Source organism: Streptomyces sp. ISL-100, assembly GCF_018614615.1.
Lineage (GTDB): Bacteria > Actinomycetota > Actinomycetes > Streptomycetales > Streptomycetaceae > Streptomyces.
The window spans coordinates 1-15,766 of sequence record NZ_JAGGOK010000015.1 but is presented as its reverse complement, the minus strand read 5'-3'; the positions used below and the strand labels follow the sequence as shown (position 1 = coordinate 15,766).

Here is a 15,766-nt window from a genome sequence, read left to right as displayed (position 1 = left end):
AGGGGGAAGAGTTACGGGGGGGGGAGGGGGATGAGGTCGGGCGGCTTACGCGTAGCGGGCGCTGCCCGCGTGCCATTCGCGGTTGCCGCCGACCCAGGCCCACGTTCCGGCGAGGAAGCGGCGCAGCTCGGGCGAGCCGACGAGGGCGAGGGCGGCGGCCTCGGCCTCGAAGGTGTGCATCAGCTCGTCGTGGATCTCGACGCTCAGATCGACCGCTTCCCGCAGCGAGCACTGCTCCTCGGCCGCGATCAGCATGGGCAGGCTGAAGTCCGTCGGATCTTCCTTGCCCATCGAGTACAGGTCGTTCATGAGTACGGTCGCCGTACCGGCCAGGTTGAACGTCCGCCGCACCCGGGGATCCGAGAACTCCGCCATCGGGACCTCATAGCCCGCGATGGCGTCGACCAGCACCATGCACGGGATGAAGCTGTTCTCGTGCCGGTGCATCAGGTACTCCCAGACCGGCGGGGTCTGGCCGGTCGTGTGCCAGTTCGCCTCCTGGTTGTACGCGACGAACATGATGGCCAGCTCGTGGCGGAGCCGGCGGACCTGGGTCGTCGTGGCGTACTGGAGGAGGTTGTTCAGGGCGGAGCGCAGCGCCTTCGCGACCGGGTCCTGCTGCACGACCTGCTCCAGCTGCGGCGCGTAGCGCAAAGGGAGTTGGGCCTGGTCGATCACCGAATGGCAAATGGCCAGGCGCTGGCCGATCAGGTCATGGCGGGCCTCCTCGACCTCGCCGTCGACGATGTGGTCGTCGACGGCCCACTCGGACAGTCCGCACTTGGCCGCTGCCAGCAGCCGGTCGGGGTCGTCCGTCTCGGGATGGCCGAGCATCATGAGGCGTCCGAAGTTGGCCGAGCGGACCTTGTCGAGCTGGCCGGGGTAGATCCCGACCTCCTCGGCCCACGCGACCAGCCGCTCGTTGACCACCTCGCCGAGGGCGGGATCGTCACGGACGGCAGGCGGGCAGTAGAGCGCGGGCCGCGCGGGGGCCGCCGCACGGCCCTGCCCCGGTGACTCCCCCGTGTGAGGGGAAGAGGCGGGGGCATAGGCGGAGGCGGGCCCGAAGGCGGGAGCAGAGCCGGCGGCGGGCGCCGGGAAGCGCACCGCCGACGTGCCCAGACCCGCGGGGCCGGCGAGCAGGCGCCGTACAGCCGATGCCGACGCCGACGCCGCCACGGACGCCGACGCGGACGCCGATCCCGGCCCCGCCGCCGGAGCGGGACTGCGCGCCGGCCTCAACCCCATCGGGCTGAGCATGGGAGTGGTGGACAGCTTCGGCGGCGCGAGGACGTCCCTCCGCCCGGGGCGTCTCGGGTCCGACAGCAGGGCCGCCACCAGCCCCGCCATTTCCTGGCCTGCCGCGGGTGCGGCGGCCCGGGAGAACAACGACACCGCCGTCAGCTCCCGTTCGTACGGGAGACCTCGACGTTTTCGAGGATGCCCAGCGCGTCCGGTACGAGCACCGCGGCGGAGTAGTAGGTGCTGACCAGGTAAGAGATGATCGCCTTGTCGTCGATGCCCATGAACCGCACGTTCAGCCCCGGCTCGTACTCGTCCGGGATCCCGGTCTGGGTCAGGCCGATCACACCCTGGTCGCTCTCCCCCGTACGCATGGCGATGATGGACGAGCAGTTCGAGCTGGTGACCGGGATCTTGCCGCACGGCAGCAGCGGCACACCCCGCCAGGCGGGCAGGTGGTGACCGTTCACCTCCACCGGGGTGAAGTAGATGCCGCGCTTGTTGCACTCCCGGCCGAAGGCGGCGATCGCGCGCGGGTGGGCGAACATGTACTTGGTGCCGCGCCGCATGCTCAGCAGCTCGTCGAGGTCGTCCGGGGTGGGCGGGCCCGAGTGGGTCGAGATCCGCTGGTCGTAGTCGGCGTTGTTGAGCAGCCCGAACTCCTTGTTGTTGACGAGTTCGTACTCCTGGCGCTCGCGCAGCGCCTCGATGGTCAGCCGCAGCTGCTGCTCGGTCTGGTTCATCGGCTCGTTGTAGAGGTCGGCGACCCGGCTGTGGACCCGCAGTACGGTCTGCGCCACGCTCAGCTCGTACTCACGCGGCTTCAGTTCGTAGTCCGCGAAGGCGCCCGGCAGCATCGCCTCGCCGACGTGCCCGGACCCCAGCGCGATGTCGGCCTCACCGTGGCGGTTCATCGGCCGGTGCCCGTTGGAGCTGACCTCCTGCACGTGCATCTTCAGCTTCTCGTACCGGTCGGCCACCCCCTTGTACGCCGTGAGCGGCAGCGCCAGCACCGTGGTGGCGGTCGCCGCGCGGACCGTGAACTCCCACTTGAGGGCCTTCCCGGACAGCACCTTGCCGCCGAAGGTGTCCCCGTCGGCCAGCAGGCCCAGGACCGACTCGTTCCCGTACGGTCCCTGGCCGACCTTCTGGACCTTGCCGTGCGCGATCAGGTAGACGTGATCGGCCTTGCGGCCCTCCTGCACGATGAGCTGGCCGGGCTCGTACTCCTTCTGTACGAACTTCTCCGCCAGCGCCCCCAGCGCGTCGTCGTCCCGGAGGCCCTGGAGCAGCGGCAGCTCGCCCAGCTCGGCCGGGATGACCTGGACCTTCGAACCGGTCTTGATGAAGGTGACGCGCCCGTCGCCGACCGCGTACGAGAGTCGGCGGTTCACCCGGTAGGTGGCGCCCGCGACATTCACCCACGGCAGCATGCGGGACAGCCAGCGCGAGCTGATTCCCTGCATCTGGGGCTCGGACTTGGTCGTCGTCGCGAGGTTCCTCGCGGCCGCCGTACTCAGGCTCTGCTGCTTCTGCTGCTCTTCCATCGCGTTCGCCATGGTGGGCGCACTCGTCTCGACCGACATCGGCTGCCTTTCCTCGTGACCTCTGCCCGGCGGAACTGCCAGGCGTGATTACTCTCGGTAGGAGAATGGCCGAGTTGCGTCACTTTCTGTGACTGGCCGCGCAGGCGGGCGGAAGCACGCCATCAGCTCCGTGCGCCCCCTTACGCGCCTCCGCGCCCCCTCCGAGCCGACGCCCTCCGCCGCCGGCGTGACAATGGAAGTGAGGGACAGGCCTTCCGTTACGGAGAGGCGGGACATCGCGGTGGCGTACATAACAGTGACTGCCTTGAGCCATGCCGGACTGATCCGCGATCACAACGAGGACAGCCTCGTCGTCGGACCGTGGACCCTGTGCGACACCGTGACCGAGAATCCCCAGACGCTGGTGTTCCCCCTCGGCACACCGCTCGTCGTGGCCGTGGCCGACGGGCTGGGCGGTCAGCCGGCCGGCGAGGTGGCCAGTTCACTGGCCGTACGCCAACTGGCCTCGCTCGGCCCTTCGTTGGACGACGAACAGTCTGTCCGTGACGCTCTGGACATCTGCAATCAGTCGGTCTATTCGGCCGCTGACGGCGATCCGGAACTGATCACCATGGGGACCACGGTCGCGGGCACCGTGGTCACAGCGGATTCGCTGCTGTCGTTCAACGTCGGCGACAGCAAGGTGTTCGCCGCCGGCCGTGACGGACTGCGGCAGGTGAGCGTGGACGACAGCCCGCTGCCGGCGCCCGGACATCGCACCACGTCAGCGGTCACACAGACGCTCGGCGGCAGCCCCGTGTTCAGCGCCATCACACCCCATGTGGCGACCCACCCACTGTCCACGGGCGATCGCTACCTGGTGTGCACCGACGGGCTGACCGACCCGTGCCCGGACGAAGAGATCGACAGCGTCCTGCGGGAGCACGACGGCGGCAGGGCCGCCTTCGAGCTGTGGAAGGCGGCCATCGAGGCCGGAGGCCCGGACAACATCACGCTCGCGATGGTCCGCATCGGCGAAGAGTGAGCGTTCAGTCCGCGCAGTAGATGTCGCGCGCCGGGCGCCCGCCTGTCGTGAGGAATGTGGTGACCTCGCGGTCGCCGCAGGCGTTGCCGTTGCCCAGGTAGACGCCGTGGCCGCCGTGCTCGACCGTGACGAGGCGGGCGCGGTCGCCGAGTGCCTTGCGCATCTTCAGGGCGCCGAAGTACGGGGTGGCGGGGTCTCGGAGGCTCTGGACCATCAGGATGTTGGACGGGCCGCGGTCGGTAATCCGGGTGGGCTTCTCCACGGGCGCGTTCTTCCAGAAGGCGCAGGGCGTGACGTTCACCGGCATGCCGGCCGTGAGCGGGTACCGGGCGCGGTCGGCGGCCACCGCACGCTCGTACGAGGACGCCGCCGGAGCCGGCCAGCGGACGTCGTTGCATATGACCGCCATCGTGACCGCCGCGTCCTGGTCCGACAGGGCCCCTGCGACGTCGGGCGTCAGAACGGGCGTCGAGTGCGGGTCCTGAGCCTGCTTGATGAGCCGGGCCACCTGGGGGAAGGCGTTGTCGCCGTACAGGGCGTTCTGCAGGGCCTGACGCAGGCGGTTGCCGGTCAGCGGGACATCCGGCGTGTCCGACTGCCTCGGCTCCCGGTCCAGCTTCGCCGTCAGCGCGAGGAACAGCGGGCGTACGTCCTGCGGCCGCTGCGCCAGCCGCAGCCCCTTCTCATCGCGCGCAGCATCCGAAGCCCAGGCCGCGAAGTCGGGGAAGCGGCTCTCCGCGCCCGCCGACATGTTCGCCAGCCAGCCACGGGCCACGCGAGCCGGGTCGGGGTCCCCGCTGCTGTCCAGCACCCAGCGGTCGGTGTGGCGCGGGTACTTCTGCGCGTACACCGCGCCCACATACGCCCCGTACGAAGAGCCCCAGGCCGAGAGCTTCTCCTCGCCCAGCGCCCGCCGGAATCGCTCGATGTCGCGTACCTCGTTGGCGGTGGTGAAGCTGCGCAGCTCGGCGCCGCCGTTGCGGTGGCAGGCTTCGGCGACACGCCGGGCCCGGGCGAGGTTGTCGGCGATCGCGCCGTCCTGGCCGGGCCAGGAGCGGAGGGTCACCAGGTGGCGGTCGCCCTCGTCGAGCCCGCAGCTCGCGGTGGTGCTCTTGCCCACGCCACGCGGGTCGAAGCTGACGATGTCGTACGCGCCCGCCATCTCCTTCCGCAGCGCCGCCCCCTTCTGCGCCAGCCGCCGCACACCCGAACCGCCCGGCCCTCCGGCGATCATCAGCAGCGTCCCGCGCCGCGCCTCGGGCCGGTCACTGCGCAGGCGGGACACGGCGAGGGTGAGCTGCGGGCCGTCCGGGTCGCGGTAGTCGAGCGGCACGGGCAGCTTGGCGCACTCCTGGTCGACGGGTCCGCCGTCCTGGGCACAGGGCTGCCACGAGAGAGCGGGTAATCCGGTTGCGGCGGTGGCGGCCGGCGCGGCGCTCAGCGTGGACGCGACGGCTGCGGCGGAGAGTGCGAGGAGAAGTGTCCTGGTGGCTCTTCGGGAGTAAGTCGTCATGTGACAAGGGTTGTTGAACGGATCACTCCTGCCCATGCGGCAGGCATGACACCGCTGGTGGGGGCAGCCCCCGCAAGGGCCACCCCCGATCAGGCCTCAGGACCATCAGGCCATCAAGACTTCAGCCCCTTCGCCTCGACCACCGCGGCCTTCGTCCGGGCCACGCTGTAGAGGATGTCCCCGGCCTTGTACTTCTGGCTCGGGCCCTTCTTCCCGTCGCCCATCTTGGTTCCTTCGGGCAATTGGAGGGTGTACGTGTAGTCCTCGGCGGCCACGTCACGCATGCCCATGTAGCCGTATCCGCGCGGGTCGATGAGGTACTCCCGGCGCATGTGCGACTCGCCGCCTTCGTCGCGGCTGATCGCAATGGCCTCGCGCCCGGCGGCGTCCCGTACCAGATGGTCCGTCACCTGTACGCCGGGAACGGTGGCCATCGCCCGGTACAGCCGGGCCAGCGCGTCCGGCGGCAGCGGGTAGGACTCGATCACCGCACCCAGCGCCCGGAAACTGTGCCGGGCCTCGTCCTCGGGAGGCCCGTTCTTTCCGGTGCCCGTCGGGTAGAACTCGCGCACCTTCTCCAGCAGCCGCGCCGGATCGTCGGGCAGGGCGGCAGCGGCCCGGTAGATCTCGCGGGCCGAGTATTCGTCGTCATCCTTCCCGTCCTCGGCCGCGGGATTGTCGTACGGCAGCCAGGAGTCCGGTTCGTACGTGACCTCGCCCGTGGCAAATCCACCAAAATCCTTCCCCTCGGCCTGTTTGCCGAGCACCGTCCGCGTGTAGATCCACTGGCCGGCGCGCGGCTCCGGACCGACCGGCTGCCGCTCCAGGTGATCAGCGGCCCGGTTCAGTACCTCGGCCGGGCTGCCGAGGCTCAGTACGCCCGCCGCCGCGGGCCCGGCGGGAGCCGGAGCCGACGCGCCGACAAGCTGGGTGCCCAGCACGGCCGCAGCGGTGATCGCCGCCGCCGCGCCCACGGAGGCGATGCGCCAGTCGGCGCGCAGACGGCGGACCCGGCGGCCCCCCGCGAGAGCCTCGGTAAGCCGCTGACGGCCCGGGGCGAGTGCGGCGCGGTCGAGGGTGGGGGCGTCGGCGCGCATCGCGCGCAGCTGGGTCATTTCGTCCATGACGGGTTCAGCTCCATGACGTCGGACTTGACGAAAGCGGGGTCGGCGCTGAGCGCCTCGCGGACCTTGCGGCGGGCACGGTTGAGCCGGGAACGTACGGTGCCCAGCGGGATGTGCAGGGCTTCGGCGACCTCCTGGTAGCCGAGGTCGGCCCAGGCGACGAGCAGCAGAACGTGCCGGTCGCCGGATGAGAGGCCGGCGAGCGCGCCGGCCAGCGGCGCCTGCGCGGCGATCCGTTCGTCGCAACGCTCGCTCCAGGAGGCGGCGACCGGGTCCTCGCCGGTACGGGCAATGGCGCGCAGCGCCCGTTCCTCGCCGCGCCGCTGCTTGCCGATGAGGTTGGCGGCGATGCCGTACAGCCAGGGCCGGGCATTGCTGCGTGCGGTGTCGTACCGGCGGCGGCTGCGGAACGCGATGAGGAACGTCTCCGCCGTGATGTCGTCCGCCGCGCCCTCCCCGAGGCGGCGGGCGGCGTAACGGTGGATGTCGGCCGCATAGCGGTCGTAGAGGCCGGCGAAAATCTCCGGCTGCTCCAGCGACTGGGCGACGACTTCGGCGTCGTCGGTGGTGGCCGGTGGTCCGGTCACGTCGGCTCCTAGGGGACGGCGGGTGAGCGTGTCACCCCTTGTTGCCCGGTGGCGCCGGAAAGGTTCACGGGACAACACACAGCACTGGTGGTGAGCCTGGGTAATCGATCGTTCCGCAGATCGGCATTGTTCCGGACGAGCCGAGCACTTCCTCGGCCCGCGCAGCACGCGGATCTCGTACCAGCCGTAGTACGTGCTTACGGTTCGATGACGTCACCCGACGACAACGGCCCAACGGAGAGAAGCGCGTGAACCCCCGCATGACCACGACAGCCCGTACCGTCACCGACATACTCCAGCCCCGCAACGTCCTGCCGGCAGGCATGCTCGGCATCGGGCTGGCTGCCGCCGGCGACTGGACCGGGCTGCTGTGGGGCCTGCTCGGCGCGCTGTGCGCCGGTCTCATTCCCGTCGGCTACATCAAATGGGAGCGCAAGCGCGGAACGTGGGGCGACCGGCACGTCGTCGACCGCACCAAGCGGGCCCCGATCTTCTTCGTGATCCTCGGCTCCGTCGGCGCCGGCTCGCTGGTCATGCGACTCAGCCACGCCCCCACCGGCATACTCTTCGCGATGCTCGGCCTCTGGGTCATGACCGTCCTTCTCCTCACCGTGAACACCGCCTGGAAGATCTCGGTGGACTCGGCGGTCGCATCCGCCGTCGTGGCGCTGCTCACCGTCGTGCACTCCCGCTGGTGGCTGCTCGCCTACGCCATGACCGCCGCCGTCTGCTGGTCCCGCGTCGCACTGCGGTACCACACCGTCGCGCAGACCGTGGCGGGAGCGGCCCTCGGCGCGGCCACCACCACCACGTTCCTGTTCACCTGAACCCCGGCCGCCCTCACACGGGATCGAAGCCGTTCAGGAAGTGCTCAAGAAGAACCCCGCGTCCTTCCCTCTCCGCGAGCTGACCGGCCACCCAGAGGAAGAAATCGTCGGCGACTGTGTCAATCCAGTCGTACGTCGGATCGAACGGCCCGGGGTCCGGCGCCGGGCAGCGCACCTCCAGCTCCGTGCCCTCGCCGCCGAGGACGGTGAACACGTGCGCCCCGTCCGGCCGCCGGGCATGGCGCACAACAACCGTCTCGCAGTCCCAGCGCTGGTCCCCGTACTGCAGCCACAGCTTCCCGGCGTCGGCGTACAGGGCAGCGGCCTGCCCGCCCTCACCCCCGGCCGGCCGGACGAACCCATGGCAACGGCCGACTGCCGGCGCCGAAGCCCCCGTCAGGGGATCCAGTGCCCACACCCGGCCGTGGTGGTCGTAGTCCTGCAGAGCTATGACATGCATCAGTGGCGCGGCTCCAGCCCGAGTTCCCGGTCGATGGCGGCATTGCTGCGGGTCGCGGCGTCGATGACCTTGGCCCAACTGCCATACCTGGCGTACTGCTGATCCGCCGTCGGCCCCAGCGCGTTGCCGTACTTCTCCATATTGCGCGCCTCCAGCGCCGCTACCGCCTCCTCGGACATGCCGGCCCGCGTGATGTCCTTGGCCTCGTTACGCATGTCGACCATCCGCCGCCCGATCTCCTCGTCGCCGCTGCCGTAGGCGCGCATTTCGGCGGCCGTCTGCTCCATCTGGTCGAGCAGTTGGTGATAGCGGATCCGGACGTCCCGAGCCTCGGCACGCTCGGCGGGGCTCATCTCGCGGATCCGGCAGACGACAGGATCGGTGCTGGTGCACGGCTCGACGGAGGGGGCCGGTGTCCCGACGACGGCCGTCCTGTACGCCGAACCGCTCGCGGCGTCGGCCCAGGCGGCCCCGGCCGAAAGCGAGAGGCCGGTGAGCACCATGAGTACGGTCAGCAGCAGAGCGCCGGAACGGTGAAAAGCCCGCCGCACAGCCGGCGGCAACCCAAGATCAAATACGTTCATAGCGGGATTCTCGCCGCGAAGCCCGCCGTACCCCCGAAGGCTCGCGCAGGGACGAGGCGGCGTACGCAACTGCCGCCCTCACCGGAAGGGGCGACAACTGGGTGAAGTAGGTTCAGCAGCCTTGAGATTGTCAGAGTGAATCGGGGTTGGTGCGCAAGTGCTGGTGGCGGACAGATACCGGCTGGACACACCCATCGGGCGGGGCGGGATGGGCGAGGTCTGGCGGGCCACGGACGAGGTGCTGGGTCGGCCAGTCGCCGTCAAACTGCTGCTCGGCAACGGAGCTGACGCATCAGCAGCTGCCCGGTTCCGCCTGGAGGCCCAGACCGCCGCCCGGCTGAGCCACCCTCACCTGGTGGCGGTGTTCGACTTCGGGGCCTGGGAAGACCGCTTCTACCTCGTCATGGAACTCGTCGAGGGTACGAGCCTGGCTCAGACCCTCGTGTCCGAAGGGGCATTGCGCGCCGAGCGGGTCGCCGGCATCGCCGCCCAGGCCGCCGCCGGCCTGGCCGCGGCCCACCGCCAGGGCGTCGTGCACCGGGACATCAAGCCCGGCAACCTGATGACGAGTCACGACGGCACGGTCAAGATCGCGGACTTCGGCATCGCCCAGTTCGTCGACGACCCCGCCACCGCGCTCACCACCGCCGGCCAGATCGTGGGCACCAGCCTCTACCTGGCCCCGGAGCGCGCGCTGGGCAGACCGGCGGGCCCGGCCTCCGACATGTACTCCCTCGGCTGCGTGCTCTACCAACTGCTCGCAGGCCGCCCGCCGTTCCAGGCCGACACCGCCACCGGCACGCTGTACCAGCATGTGGACGCAGCGCCCGTACCGCCGCGGAACCTCGGCGTCGACGTTCCCGCCCCCTTCGAGGCGTACCTGCTGGGGCTGCTCGCCAAGCAGCCCGAGGACCGGCCCACGGCCGAGCAGGTCGCCGACTGGTTCCGCCAGGACTCCTGGCGGGGCCACTCCCGGCCGCTCCCCCCGCCGCCGGCGGCCGGCGGCCCTCCGCCGCAGGCCACGACGACGTACTCGCTGCCGCCCACGGGCACCACGCGCCCGGCGTCCCGGCGCCGGGCGGCGCCGCCGATCCAGCGGCCGAGCACCCGGGTGTTCGTACGCCGCCGCCCTCGCGTGGCGAGCGCGATCGCCGGTGCGATCGCCTTCCTGGCGGCGGTACTCATCGGCATGGCCTGGCTGTCCCCCGAACCCAGCTCCGCCGAAACCCCGGAACCCGGCCCAGGCACGACCGCCGAGTCACCCGAATGAGGTAATCAGCGCAGATTCAGCCATGTGTGGGGATGGTTGCGGAACCGCACAGGACGACAACCGCGTTGCTCTAGTGTCGTGCCGCGTGGGGGGGCGAGTGAGGCGTCGGGACCCGCACGCCCCGACGCCCCGTACCTCCACTACGGCCGGAGCATTCCATGATCGTGAGCGTCACTCTCCCGCACGACGAGCAGGGCCGGGACCAGCGTTCGCTGCTGGCCTGGTTCCGTCAGCACGACGAGCTGCGTACGGTCACCCGGATAACCCCCGTACCGGCCGCGGCTCCGCCCGGCAGCATGGGTTACGCGTTCGACGCCCTCCAGCTGGCACTGGATTCCTCCTTCAGCCTGGCCAACCTCGTAGTGGCCGTGGCGGCCTGGCGGCGGGCGTGCCGGCCGCTGGCAGCGGTGACCATTCAGGGTGAGGTCCAGTCCGTCACCTTCATGGCCAACGGCGACCTGCTCGTCACGACGGCCGACCGCACCGTTCTGGTGCCGGCGGCCGAGGGCGTCACCCAGGAGGCGGTGCAGCGGGCACTGGCCGCGCTGACGCCGCCCGAAGACGGCGCGGCAGACGCACAGACACCGGCACAGGCACCGGCGCCGGCACGGGTGGAACCGGGCGGCGGCGGAGGTACCGGCCGGTGACGGCTGACAGGCTGCCCGACCCGCAGCGCTCTGCCGCGGTGCTCATCGGCGTAAGCGATTACGTACACCTGGATCCCCTTCCGGCGACGAAAACCGGCGCCCTCAAGCTGTGGCAGCTGCTGACGGACCCGGCCGTGCTGGGCCTGCCGGCCGACCGGTGCAACGTCATCCCGAACCCCCAGCACCCCTACGAACTCCTCAGAGCGGTCAGCACGGCAGCCGCCGACGCCGAGGACACCCTGCTGGTCTATTACGCGGGTCACGGTGTGGTGGACCCGGAAGTGGCGACGCTGCGGCTGAGCGTCGCCCTGACGGAGGCTCAACGCCGTTATTCCAGTGTCGGCTGGAACGAAGTCCGCGACGAGATCAAGAACTCCAAGGCCCAGCGCAAGATCGTGATTCTGGACTGCTGCCACAGCGGCCTGATGATGGAGTCACTGTCGGCCGGGATGGACATCCTGCCGATGACGAAGATCACCGGCGCCTACCGCCTCGCCGCCTGCGCCGACGACGCGGTCGCTCTCGCCCGCCGGGGCAAGACCTACACCGAGTTCACCGGTGCGCTGGTGGAGCTGCTGGACAAGGGGCTGCCGGAAAGCGGCGAACTGCTGAATCTCGACACGATCTTCGAGAAGCTCCACGAGCGCGTCAGCCCGAAGCCCCGCAAGGCCTCCAGCGGGGTGATCGGCGAAGTTCCGTTCGTACGCAACCGCGCCAGGTCTGCCACGGTCCCGGCGGAGACGCGGACGGGACCACAGACCCAGTGGTGGCGGTTGCGCGACAGGCGCAGCCGCATCGCCGTATCCCTCGCCGCTGTCACCGCCGCGGCCGCCGTAGCGACCGGCGTCGTCATCGCCGCCCCCTGGGACAAACAAACACCCAACGGTACGCCCGGCCCGTCACCCACCACATCACACCAGCCCCCCACCCCCTCCCCGGCGAACGCGGCGGCGCCCACCACTGGCGCCTGTTCGCCGGACGCCGCCCTCCTGGACTTTTCCGACCTGCTGGACGACGAGGGTTACGCGGGCAACCGCGTGGTCGGCCTCTCGGGCCTGACCATGGTCGGCCCCACCGAGGCCCTGGCGGTCGACGACAAGAACGCCAGGCTCTACCGGATCACACTGGGCACCCCCGAAAAGCTGGACGTCAAACCCACCGGCGTGATCCAGCTGAAGGCGGCCGACGGCTCGGGCTACGCCGACGAGGAGTTCGACGGTGAGGGACTCGTGATCCAGGGGGACAGCGTGCTGGTCGCCTCCGAATCCGCCCCGTCCATCGGCCGCTTCGACCGCAGGACCGGCCTGCTCCGGGAAGACCTGGAGGTACCGGACCGGTTCAGACCCGGCCCCGGCAGCGCGGCCAAGGGATCAGAGCTCCTGGAATCCCTGGCCATGACACCGGACGGCAAACACCTCTACTCGGGCCTGCAGACCGCCCTGTCCTCCGACCGGAGCAACCAGGGCAGCGACGTACTGCGGCTGCTGCACTACCGGTCCACCGCGAAGGGCGGCTGGAAGCTCGACAAGCAACTGGCCTACCCCATCACCGACGGCGGCGAGCTCGCGGAGATCGTCGCCCTGGGCAATGGCGAGCTGCTCACCCTCGACCGGTCGTACCACCCTCTGCACGGCAACACCGTGCAGGTCTACCGCACCACACTGTCCGGCCAGGACGTCACGGACGCCGCCGACCTCGGCACGGAGCCGACGGACGTCCTGGCGGAGAAGGAACTCCTCTTCAACCTCGCCGACTGCCCCCAGGCCGGCGCGAAGAACAGCTTCGAGCCGAAGAACAAGCACCAGCCCCTCCTGACCAACGTGGAGGGGATGGCCCTGGGCCCCGAGCTGACGAAGGGTGAGTACCGGGGCCGCCGCCCGCTGTACCTCATCTCGGACGACAACGACAGCAAGACGCAGCTGACCCGCCTCTACTCCCTGGCCGTGGACGTCGACACCTACGGCTCCTGAGCCCCCGCCGGCCTCCGCGGGCGACCGCCGAGGTCGGCTTGCTGAGGGCGGTGCCGGTGGTGTGCCCGGTGCGGCGGGCGGTGACCTTCACAGTGATCTTCTTGCCGGCCTGGGCGGACTTGAGGACCAGCGAGGACGTGGTCGCGCCCGTGATCGCCGTGCCGTTCGCGTACCACTGGTAGCCGTACGACGTCGGGGCGGGCGTCCAGGTGCCGTGGGCGGCCTTGAGCGTACGTCCCACCTTGGCCGTGCCCGAGATCGCCGGTGCCGTGGTGACCTTGGGGGCACTGCCCCTGGCGACAATGACGGCGGCGGTGGCGGTGCCGCTCGGGTGGCCCGTGCGGCGGGCGGTGACCGTAACCGTGAGCTTCTTGCCCAGCAGCGAAGCCGGAACCGTATAGGCGGCCCCGGTTGCCCCCGAGATCGCAGCGCAGTCGTCGGCCGCCGCTGCGGCGGTTCGGGCGGACGTCGCCCAGGCTGCGCCGGTCGGCAGCAGCAGCGAGACGAGGATCGACACCGCGAGCAGCAGTGAGGTGTACGACGCGGTTCTCGCGGCCGTACACGGTTTCCCCCCGGAGCGGTCAGATGGGGGCCGGAGCACTCCGGGCCCTCGGTGACCGCGATGACCGCACAAATGTTTCACCGGAGGGACACACAGGTGTGTGCCGCGACCGAGCGGCAGGCAAGGCATGAAGTTAGCTCTGGGTAAAGCAGGGCAGAAGCCCCAGGGTCACCGGAGCAGGGCTTCCTATTTCATCGGGGGTGAACGACATGAACCGCACGCAGACAACCTGCGGCCGAAGGCGCGGGCTCGCCGAACGGACGACACGTCCGGACACGGCGGCCGAGGCGCGCGACACGGCTCGCGAGTTCCTCTGCGGCCTGGCCCCGGCGCCCACCCCGGAAACCACCGAGAACGTGGTCCTGGTGGTCTCCGAGCTGGTTACGAACGCGCTGAGGCACGCAGGAGGCATCACAAAGCTGCGGCTGGTCGCGGGCCGGAACACGGTGGAGATCACCGTGCAGGACCCCAGCCCGTCCCGCCCCCGCCCACGCCACCCGGACATCACCGGCTACGAGGGCGGTTACGGCCTGACCCTGGTCCATTTCCTGTCCCGCTTCGTCACGGTCAGCCCGTCCTCCGAGGGCGGCAAGGCCATCTGCGCGGCCGTCAGCCGCTGACCGCCGCGGCAAAGGCGGCGAAGGCGGACAGCGGCCAATAACTCGCTGTCCAGCATGGCTAATTGCGGACGACCATTATTGCCCCGCATCTCATCTGTTCCACCGACCCGGAGCCCCCCGCGCGATGACCTGCCCAGAACAGACGTGATGGGGCGTCACCGGGGCCGGGCAGAGGCGGCGGTGATCACCACCCGATGCGGGCAGCGATCGGCAGGTGGTCGCTCCCCGTGGCGGGCAGCGACCACACCTCGGTGACGGTTGCCTTCCGGGTCATGACCTGGTCGATCCGGGCCACGGGGAAGGAGGCGGGCCAGCTGAAGGCGAAGCCGGGGCCCGCGGTGTTCATGTGCGCGCCGACCGGGTCCAGTCCACGGTCGTCCACCGTGCTGTTGAGGTCACCGAGCAGAATCACCCGGTCCAGCGGCTCAGCCGCGATGGCGGACCCCAGCAGGACGGCGCTTTCGTCCCGCCACCCCGAACTGAACCCAGCCCCCACCCCCAACCGCACGGAGGGCAAGTGGGTGACGTACACCGCGACCGCCGCCTTCTCTCCCGGCACCCGGACCTCGGCCCGCAGACCACGTTTCCACGCCCCCACGATCCCGTCCGGCCTTATGTCCACCGGCCGCGCCCCGTCCAGCGGGTACTTCGACCAGAGCCCGACCGTGCCCACCACCCGGTGGTGGGGATACTCCGGGGCGAGCGTCGCGGAGTAGACAGCCACCGCACCGGCCGTCAGCTCTTCGAGAGCGATGAGGCCAGGAGAGGCCTTCATCAGGGCCCGTGCCGTACCCGCCGGATCAGCGTTCTCGTCACTCACATTGTGCTGAACCACGGTGAGGTCGTACGCCGAGTCCTCGGCCGGCAGCAAGAGCCCGCCGAAGCCACTCACCCAAGCGGCGACGGGCAACAGCAAGGCCAACAGCGCGACGGCCGAGCGCCGCACCATCGCCAGAACCAACAAGACGGGGACCGTCAGACCGAGCCAGGGCAGGAACGTCTCCAGCAGACTGCCCGGCCGGCCGGCCATGTCCGGCACGGCCGAATGGAAAACAAGCAGCCCGGCGACGGCCACAGCAAGCGAGGCAAGAACCCTCCCCCGCCTCCACCCCCACCGGCCTTCCGGGACGATACGCGTCACCGCCACCGCCACCGCACTGCTGTCCACTTTGCTCATGGCCCGACCGTAACGGCACCGCAACCGGTCCGGCGCTGGAGCCGGCAGCCCTGATTCGACATGTGTCAACATAGACACATGTCGAACGCAAACGTGTTGCCACTGCTGGAGCAGAACACCGTCGAGCCGTGCTGCGCGCCGCTGAATGAGCGCCCGCTCTCGGCGGAGGACGCGGTCCGTACGGCAGCCATGTTCAAGGCGCTGGGCGACCCGGTGCGGCTACGGCTGTTCTCGGCGGTGGCGTCGCACGAGGGCGGCGAGGCGTGCGTCTGCGACATCTCCGACGTCGGCGTCTCGCAGCCCACGGTCAGCCACCACCTGAAGAAGCTGAAGGAGGCCGGCCTGCTGACGTCGGAGCGCCGGGGCACGTGGGTGTACTACCGCGTCGCGCCCGCCGTACTGGCCTCGATGGCCAAGATGCTGGGCCAGTACCCCGCCTGAGTCCGGGACGGTTCTCGCCGCGCCTTGCAGGTTCCGCCCGGCCCCGCCTCGCGAACAACGGTGCCAGGAGGGGACGTGCCGGGGCGCTCCCCGCAGGGCGTCGAACGCAACGCGCCCGAAGAAACAACGCACTACCCGAACGTTCGGCGCCCGAGGAGACGCCACGGCGCG

15 protein-coding genes and 1 pseudogene are annotated in these 15,766 nt (G+C 70.2%); 7 read left to right on the top strand and 9 right to left on the bottom strand.

The features are described from left to right. Nucleotides 1-45: 45 nt before the first annotated feature. Together J7E89_RS08265 and J7E89_RS08260 are read right to left on the bottom strand one after the other, a co-directional pair. Nucleotides 46-1,395 (bottom strand): family 2 encapsulin nanocompartment cargo protein terpene cyclase, encoded by a 1,350-nt coding sequence (locus tag J7E89_RS08265; protein ID WP_214970329.1) that lies wholly within the window; start codon nt 1,393-1,395, stop codon nt 46-48. A gap of 5 nt (nt 1,396-1,400) precedes the next feature. Further along, nucleotides 1,401-2,828 carry a family 2B encapsulin nanocompartment shell protein gene (locus J7E89_RS08260; RefSeq protein WP_214970327.1) on the bottom strand — a complete coding sequence of 476 codons (1,428 nt, stop codon included), beginning with the start codon at nt 2,826-2,828 and terminating at the stop codon, nt 1,401-1,403. 241 nt (nt 2,829-3,069) lie between these two features. On the opposite strand from J7E89_RS08260, the gene J7E89_RS08255 reads away from it, so the two are divergent. After that, nucleotides 3,070-3,813: a PP2C family serine/threonine-protein phosphatase gene (locus tag J7E89_RS08255; protein ID WP_214970324.1), complete on the top strand. Its 744-nt coding sequence runs from the start codon at nt 3,070-3,072 to the stop codon at nt 3,811-3,813. Nucleotides 3,814-3,817: 4 nt separating this feature from the next. On the opposite strand, the gene J7E89_RS08250 is transcribed toward J7E89_RS08255, so the two are convergent. The 3 genes from J7E89_RS08250 to J7E89_RS08240 form a co-directional block, all read right to left on the bottom strand. Then, nucleotides 3,818-5,326 (bottom strand): alpha/beta hydrolase, encoded by a 1,509-nt coding sequence (locus tag J7E89_RS08250; protein WP_214970321.1) that lies wholly within the window; start codon nt 5,324-5,326, stop codon nt 3,818-3,820. Nucleotides 5,327-5,439: 113 nt separating this feature from the next. Beyond that, a complete protein-coding gene (locus J7E89_RS08245; protein WP_214970318.1) occupies nt 5,440-6,450 on the bottom strand; it encodes a CU044_5270 family protein in 1,011 nt (336 codons plus the stop codon). Next, a complete protein-coding gene (locus J7E89_RS08240) occupies nt 6,438-7,037 on the bottom strand; it encodes an RNA polymerase sigma factor (RefSeq protein WP_214970315.1) in 600 nt (199 codons plus the stop codon). Before J7E89_RS08240 ends, J7E89_RS08245 begins: the two co-directional genes overlap by 13 nt. A gap of 260 nt (nt 7,038-7,297) precedes the next feature. On the opposite strand from J7E89_RS08240, the gene J7E89_RS08235 reads away from it, so the two are divergent. After that, nucleotides 7,298-7,864, top strand: coding sequence for a hypothetical protein (locus J7E89_RS08235; protein ID WP_214970312.1), 567 nt, complete (start codon nt 7,298-7,300; stop codon nt 7,862-7,864). 13 nt (nt 7,865-7,877) lie between these two features. Here J7E89_RS08235 and J7E89_RS08230 read toward each other — a convergent pair whose 3' ends face one another. Continuing rightward, the gene (locus J7E89_RS08230) at nt 7,878-8,324 is read right to left on the bottom strand and encodes a hypothetical protein (protein WP_214970309.1); all 447 of its coding nucleotides are present in this window, start codon (nt 8,322-8,324) and stop codon (nt 7,878-7,880) included. Further along, a complete protein-coding gene (locus tag J7E89_RS08225) occupies nt 8,324-8,908 on the bottom strand; it encodes a hypothetical protein (RefSeq protein WP_251060272.1) in 585 nt (194 codons plus the stop codon). The genes J7E89_RS08230 and J7E89_RS08225 overlap by 1 nt, the downstream gene beginning before the upstream one ends. Nucleotides 8,909-9,065: 157 nt before the next feature. Between J7E89_RS08225 and J7E89_RS08220 the strand changes: the two genes are divergently transcribed. The 3 genes from J7E89_RS08220 to J7E89_RS08210 all read left to right on the top strand — a co-directional run bounded on the left by J7E89_RS08220 (nt 9,066) and on the right by J7E89_RS08210 (nt 12,795). Beyond that, nucleotides 9,066-10,178: a serine/threonine-protein kinase gene (locus J7E89_RS08220; protein WP_214970305.1), complete on the top strand. Its 1,113-nt coding sequence runs from the start codon at nt 9,066-9,068 to the stop codon at nt 10,176-10,178. A gap of 158 nt (nt 10,179-10,336) precedes the next feature. Continuing rightward, nucleotides 10,337-10,825 carry a hypothetical protein gene (locus J7E89_RS08215; protein WP_214970301.1) on the top strand — a complete coding sequence of 163 codons (489 nt, stop codon included), beginning with the start codon at nt 10,337-10,339 and terminating at the stop codon, nt 10,823-10,825. Continuing rightward, entirely contained in the window at nt 10,822-12,795 is a 1,974-nt protein-coding gene (locus J7E89_RS08210) for an esterase-like activity of phytase family protein (RefSeq protein WP_214970298.1), read from the top strand. Before J7E89_RS08215 ends, J7E89_RS08210 begins: the two co-directional genes overlap by 4 nt. A 16-nt stretch (nt 12,796-12,811) precedes the next feature. Here the strand turns inward: J7E89_RS08210 and J7E89_RS40640 are convergent. After that, nucleotides 12,812-13,222: pseudogene (locus J7E89_RS40640) on the bottom strand (hypothetical protein); the annotation flags it as partial. Between the two features lie 344 nt (nt 13,223-13,566). Between J7E89_RS40640 and J7E89_RS08200 the strand changes: the two are divergent. Further along, complete coding sequence (locus tag J7E89_RS08200; RefSeq protein ID WP_214970296.1) at nt 13,567-13,977, top strand: ATP-binding protein; 411 nt, start codon at nt 13,567-13,569, stop codon at nt 13,975-13,977. Between the two features lie 184 nt (nt 13,978-14,161). Here J7E89_RS08200 and J7E89_RS08195 read toward each other — a convergent pair whose 3' ends face one another. After that, entirely contained in the window at nt 14,162-15,154 is a 993-nt protein-coding gene (locus J7E89_RS08195; protein WP_251060271.1) for an endonuclease/exonuclease/phosphatase family protein, read from the bottom strand. Nucleotides 15,155-15,232: 78 nt separating this feature from the next. On the opposite strand from J7E89_RS08195, the gene J7E89_RS08190 reads away from it, so the two are divergent. Beyond that, on the top strand, nt 15,233-15,595 hold the full coding sequence (locus tag J7E89_RS08190) for a helix-turn-helix transcriptional regulator (RefSeq protein ID WP_214970293.1): 363 nt from the start codon (nt 15,233-15,235) through the stop codon (nt 15,593-15,595). Nucleotides 15,596-15,766 lie beyond the last annotated feature (171 nt).

Coding starts and splice junctions, on each gene's coding strand:
- J7E89_RS08260 (WP_214970327.1), bottom strand. CDS start 2,828: ATGTCGGTCGAGACGAGTGCGCCCACCATGGCGAACGCGATGGAAGAG.
- J7E89_RS08250 (WP_214970321.1), bottom strand. CDS start 5,326: ATGACGACTTACTCCCGAAGAGCCACCAGGACACTTCTCCTCGCACTC.
- J7E89_RS08245 (WP_214970318.1), bottom strand. CDS start 6,450: ATGGACGAAATGACCCAGCTGCGCGCGATGCGCGCCGACGCCCCCACC.
- J7E89_RS08235 (WP_214970312.1), top strand. CDS start 7,298: ATGACCACGACAGCCCGTACCGTCACCGACATACTCCAGCCCCGCAAC.
- J7E89_RS08230 (WP_214970309.1), bottom strand. CDS start 8,324: ATGCATGTCATAGCTCTGCAGGACTACGACCACCACGGCCGGGTGTGG.
- J7E89_RS08225 (WP_251060272.1), bottom strand. CDS start 8,908: ATGAACGTATTTGATCTTGGGTTGCCGCCGGCTGTGCGGCGGGCTTTT.
- J7E89_RS08215 (WP_214970301.1), top strand. CDS start 10,337: ATGATCGTGAGCGTCACTCTCCCGCACGACGAGCAGGGCCGGGACCAG.
- J7E89_RS08200 (WP_214970296.1), top strand. CDS start 13,567: ATGAACCGCACGCAGACAACCTGCGGCCGAAGGCGCGGGCTCGCCGAA.
- J7E89_RS08195 (WP_251060271.1), bottom strand. CDS start 15,154: ATGAGCAAAGTGGACAGCAGTGCGGTGGCGGTGGCGGTGACGCGTATC.
- J7E89_RS08190 (WP_214970293.1), top strand. CDS start 15,233: ATGTCGAACGCAAACGTGTTGCCACTGCTGGAGCAGAACACCGTCGAG.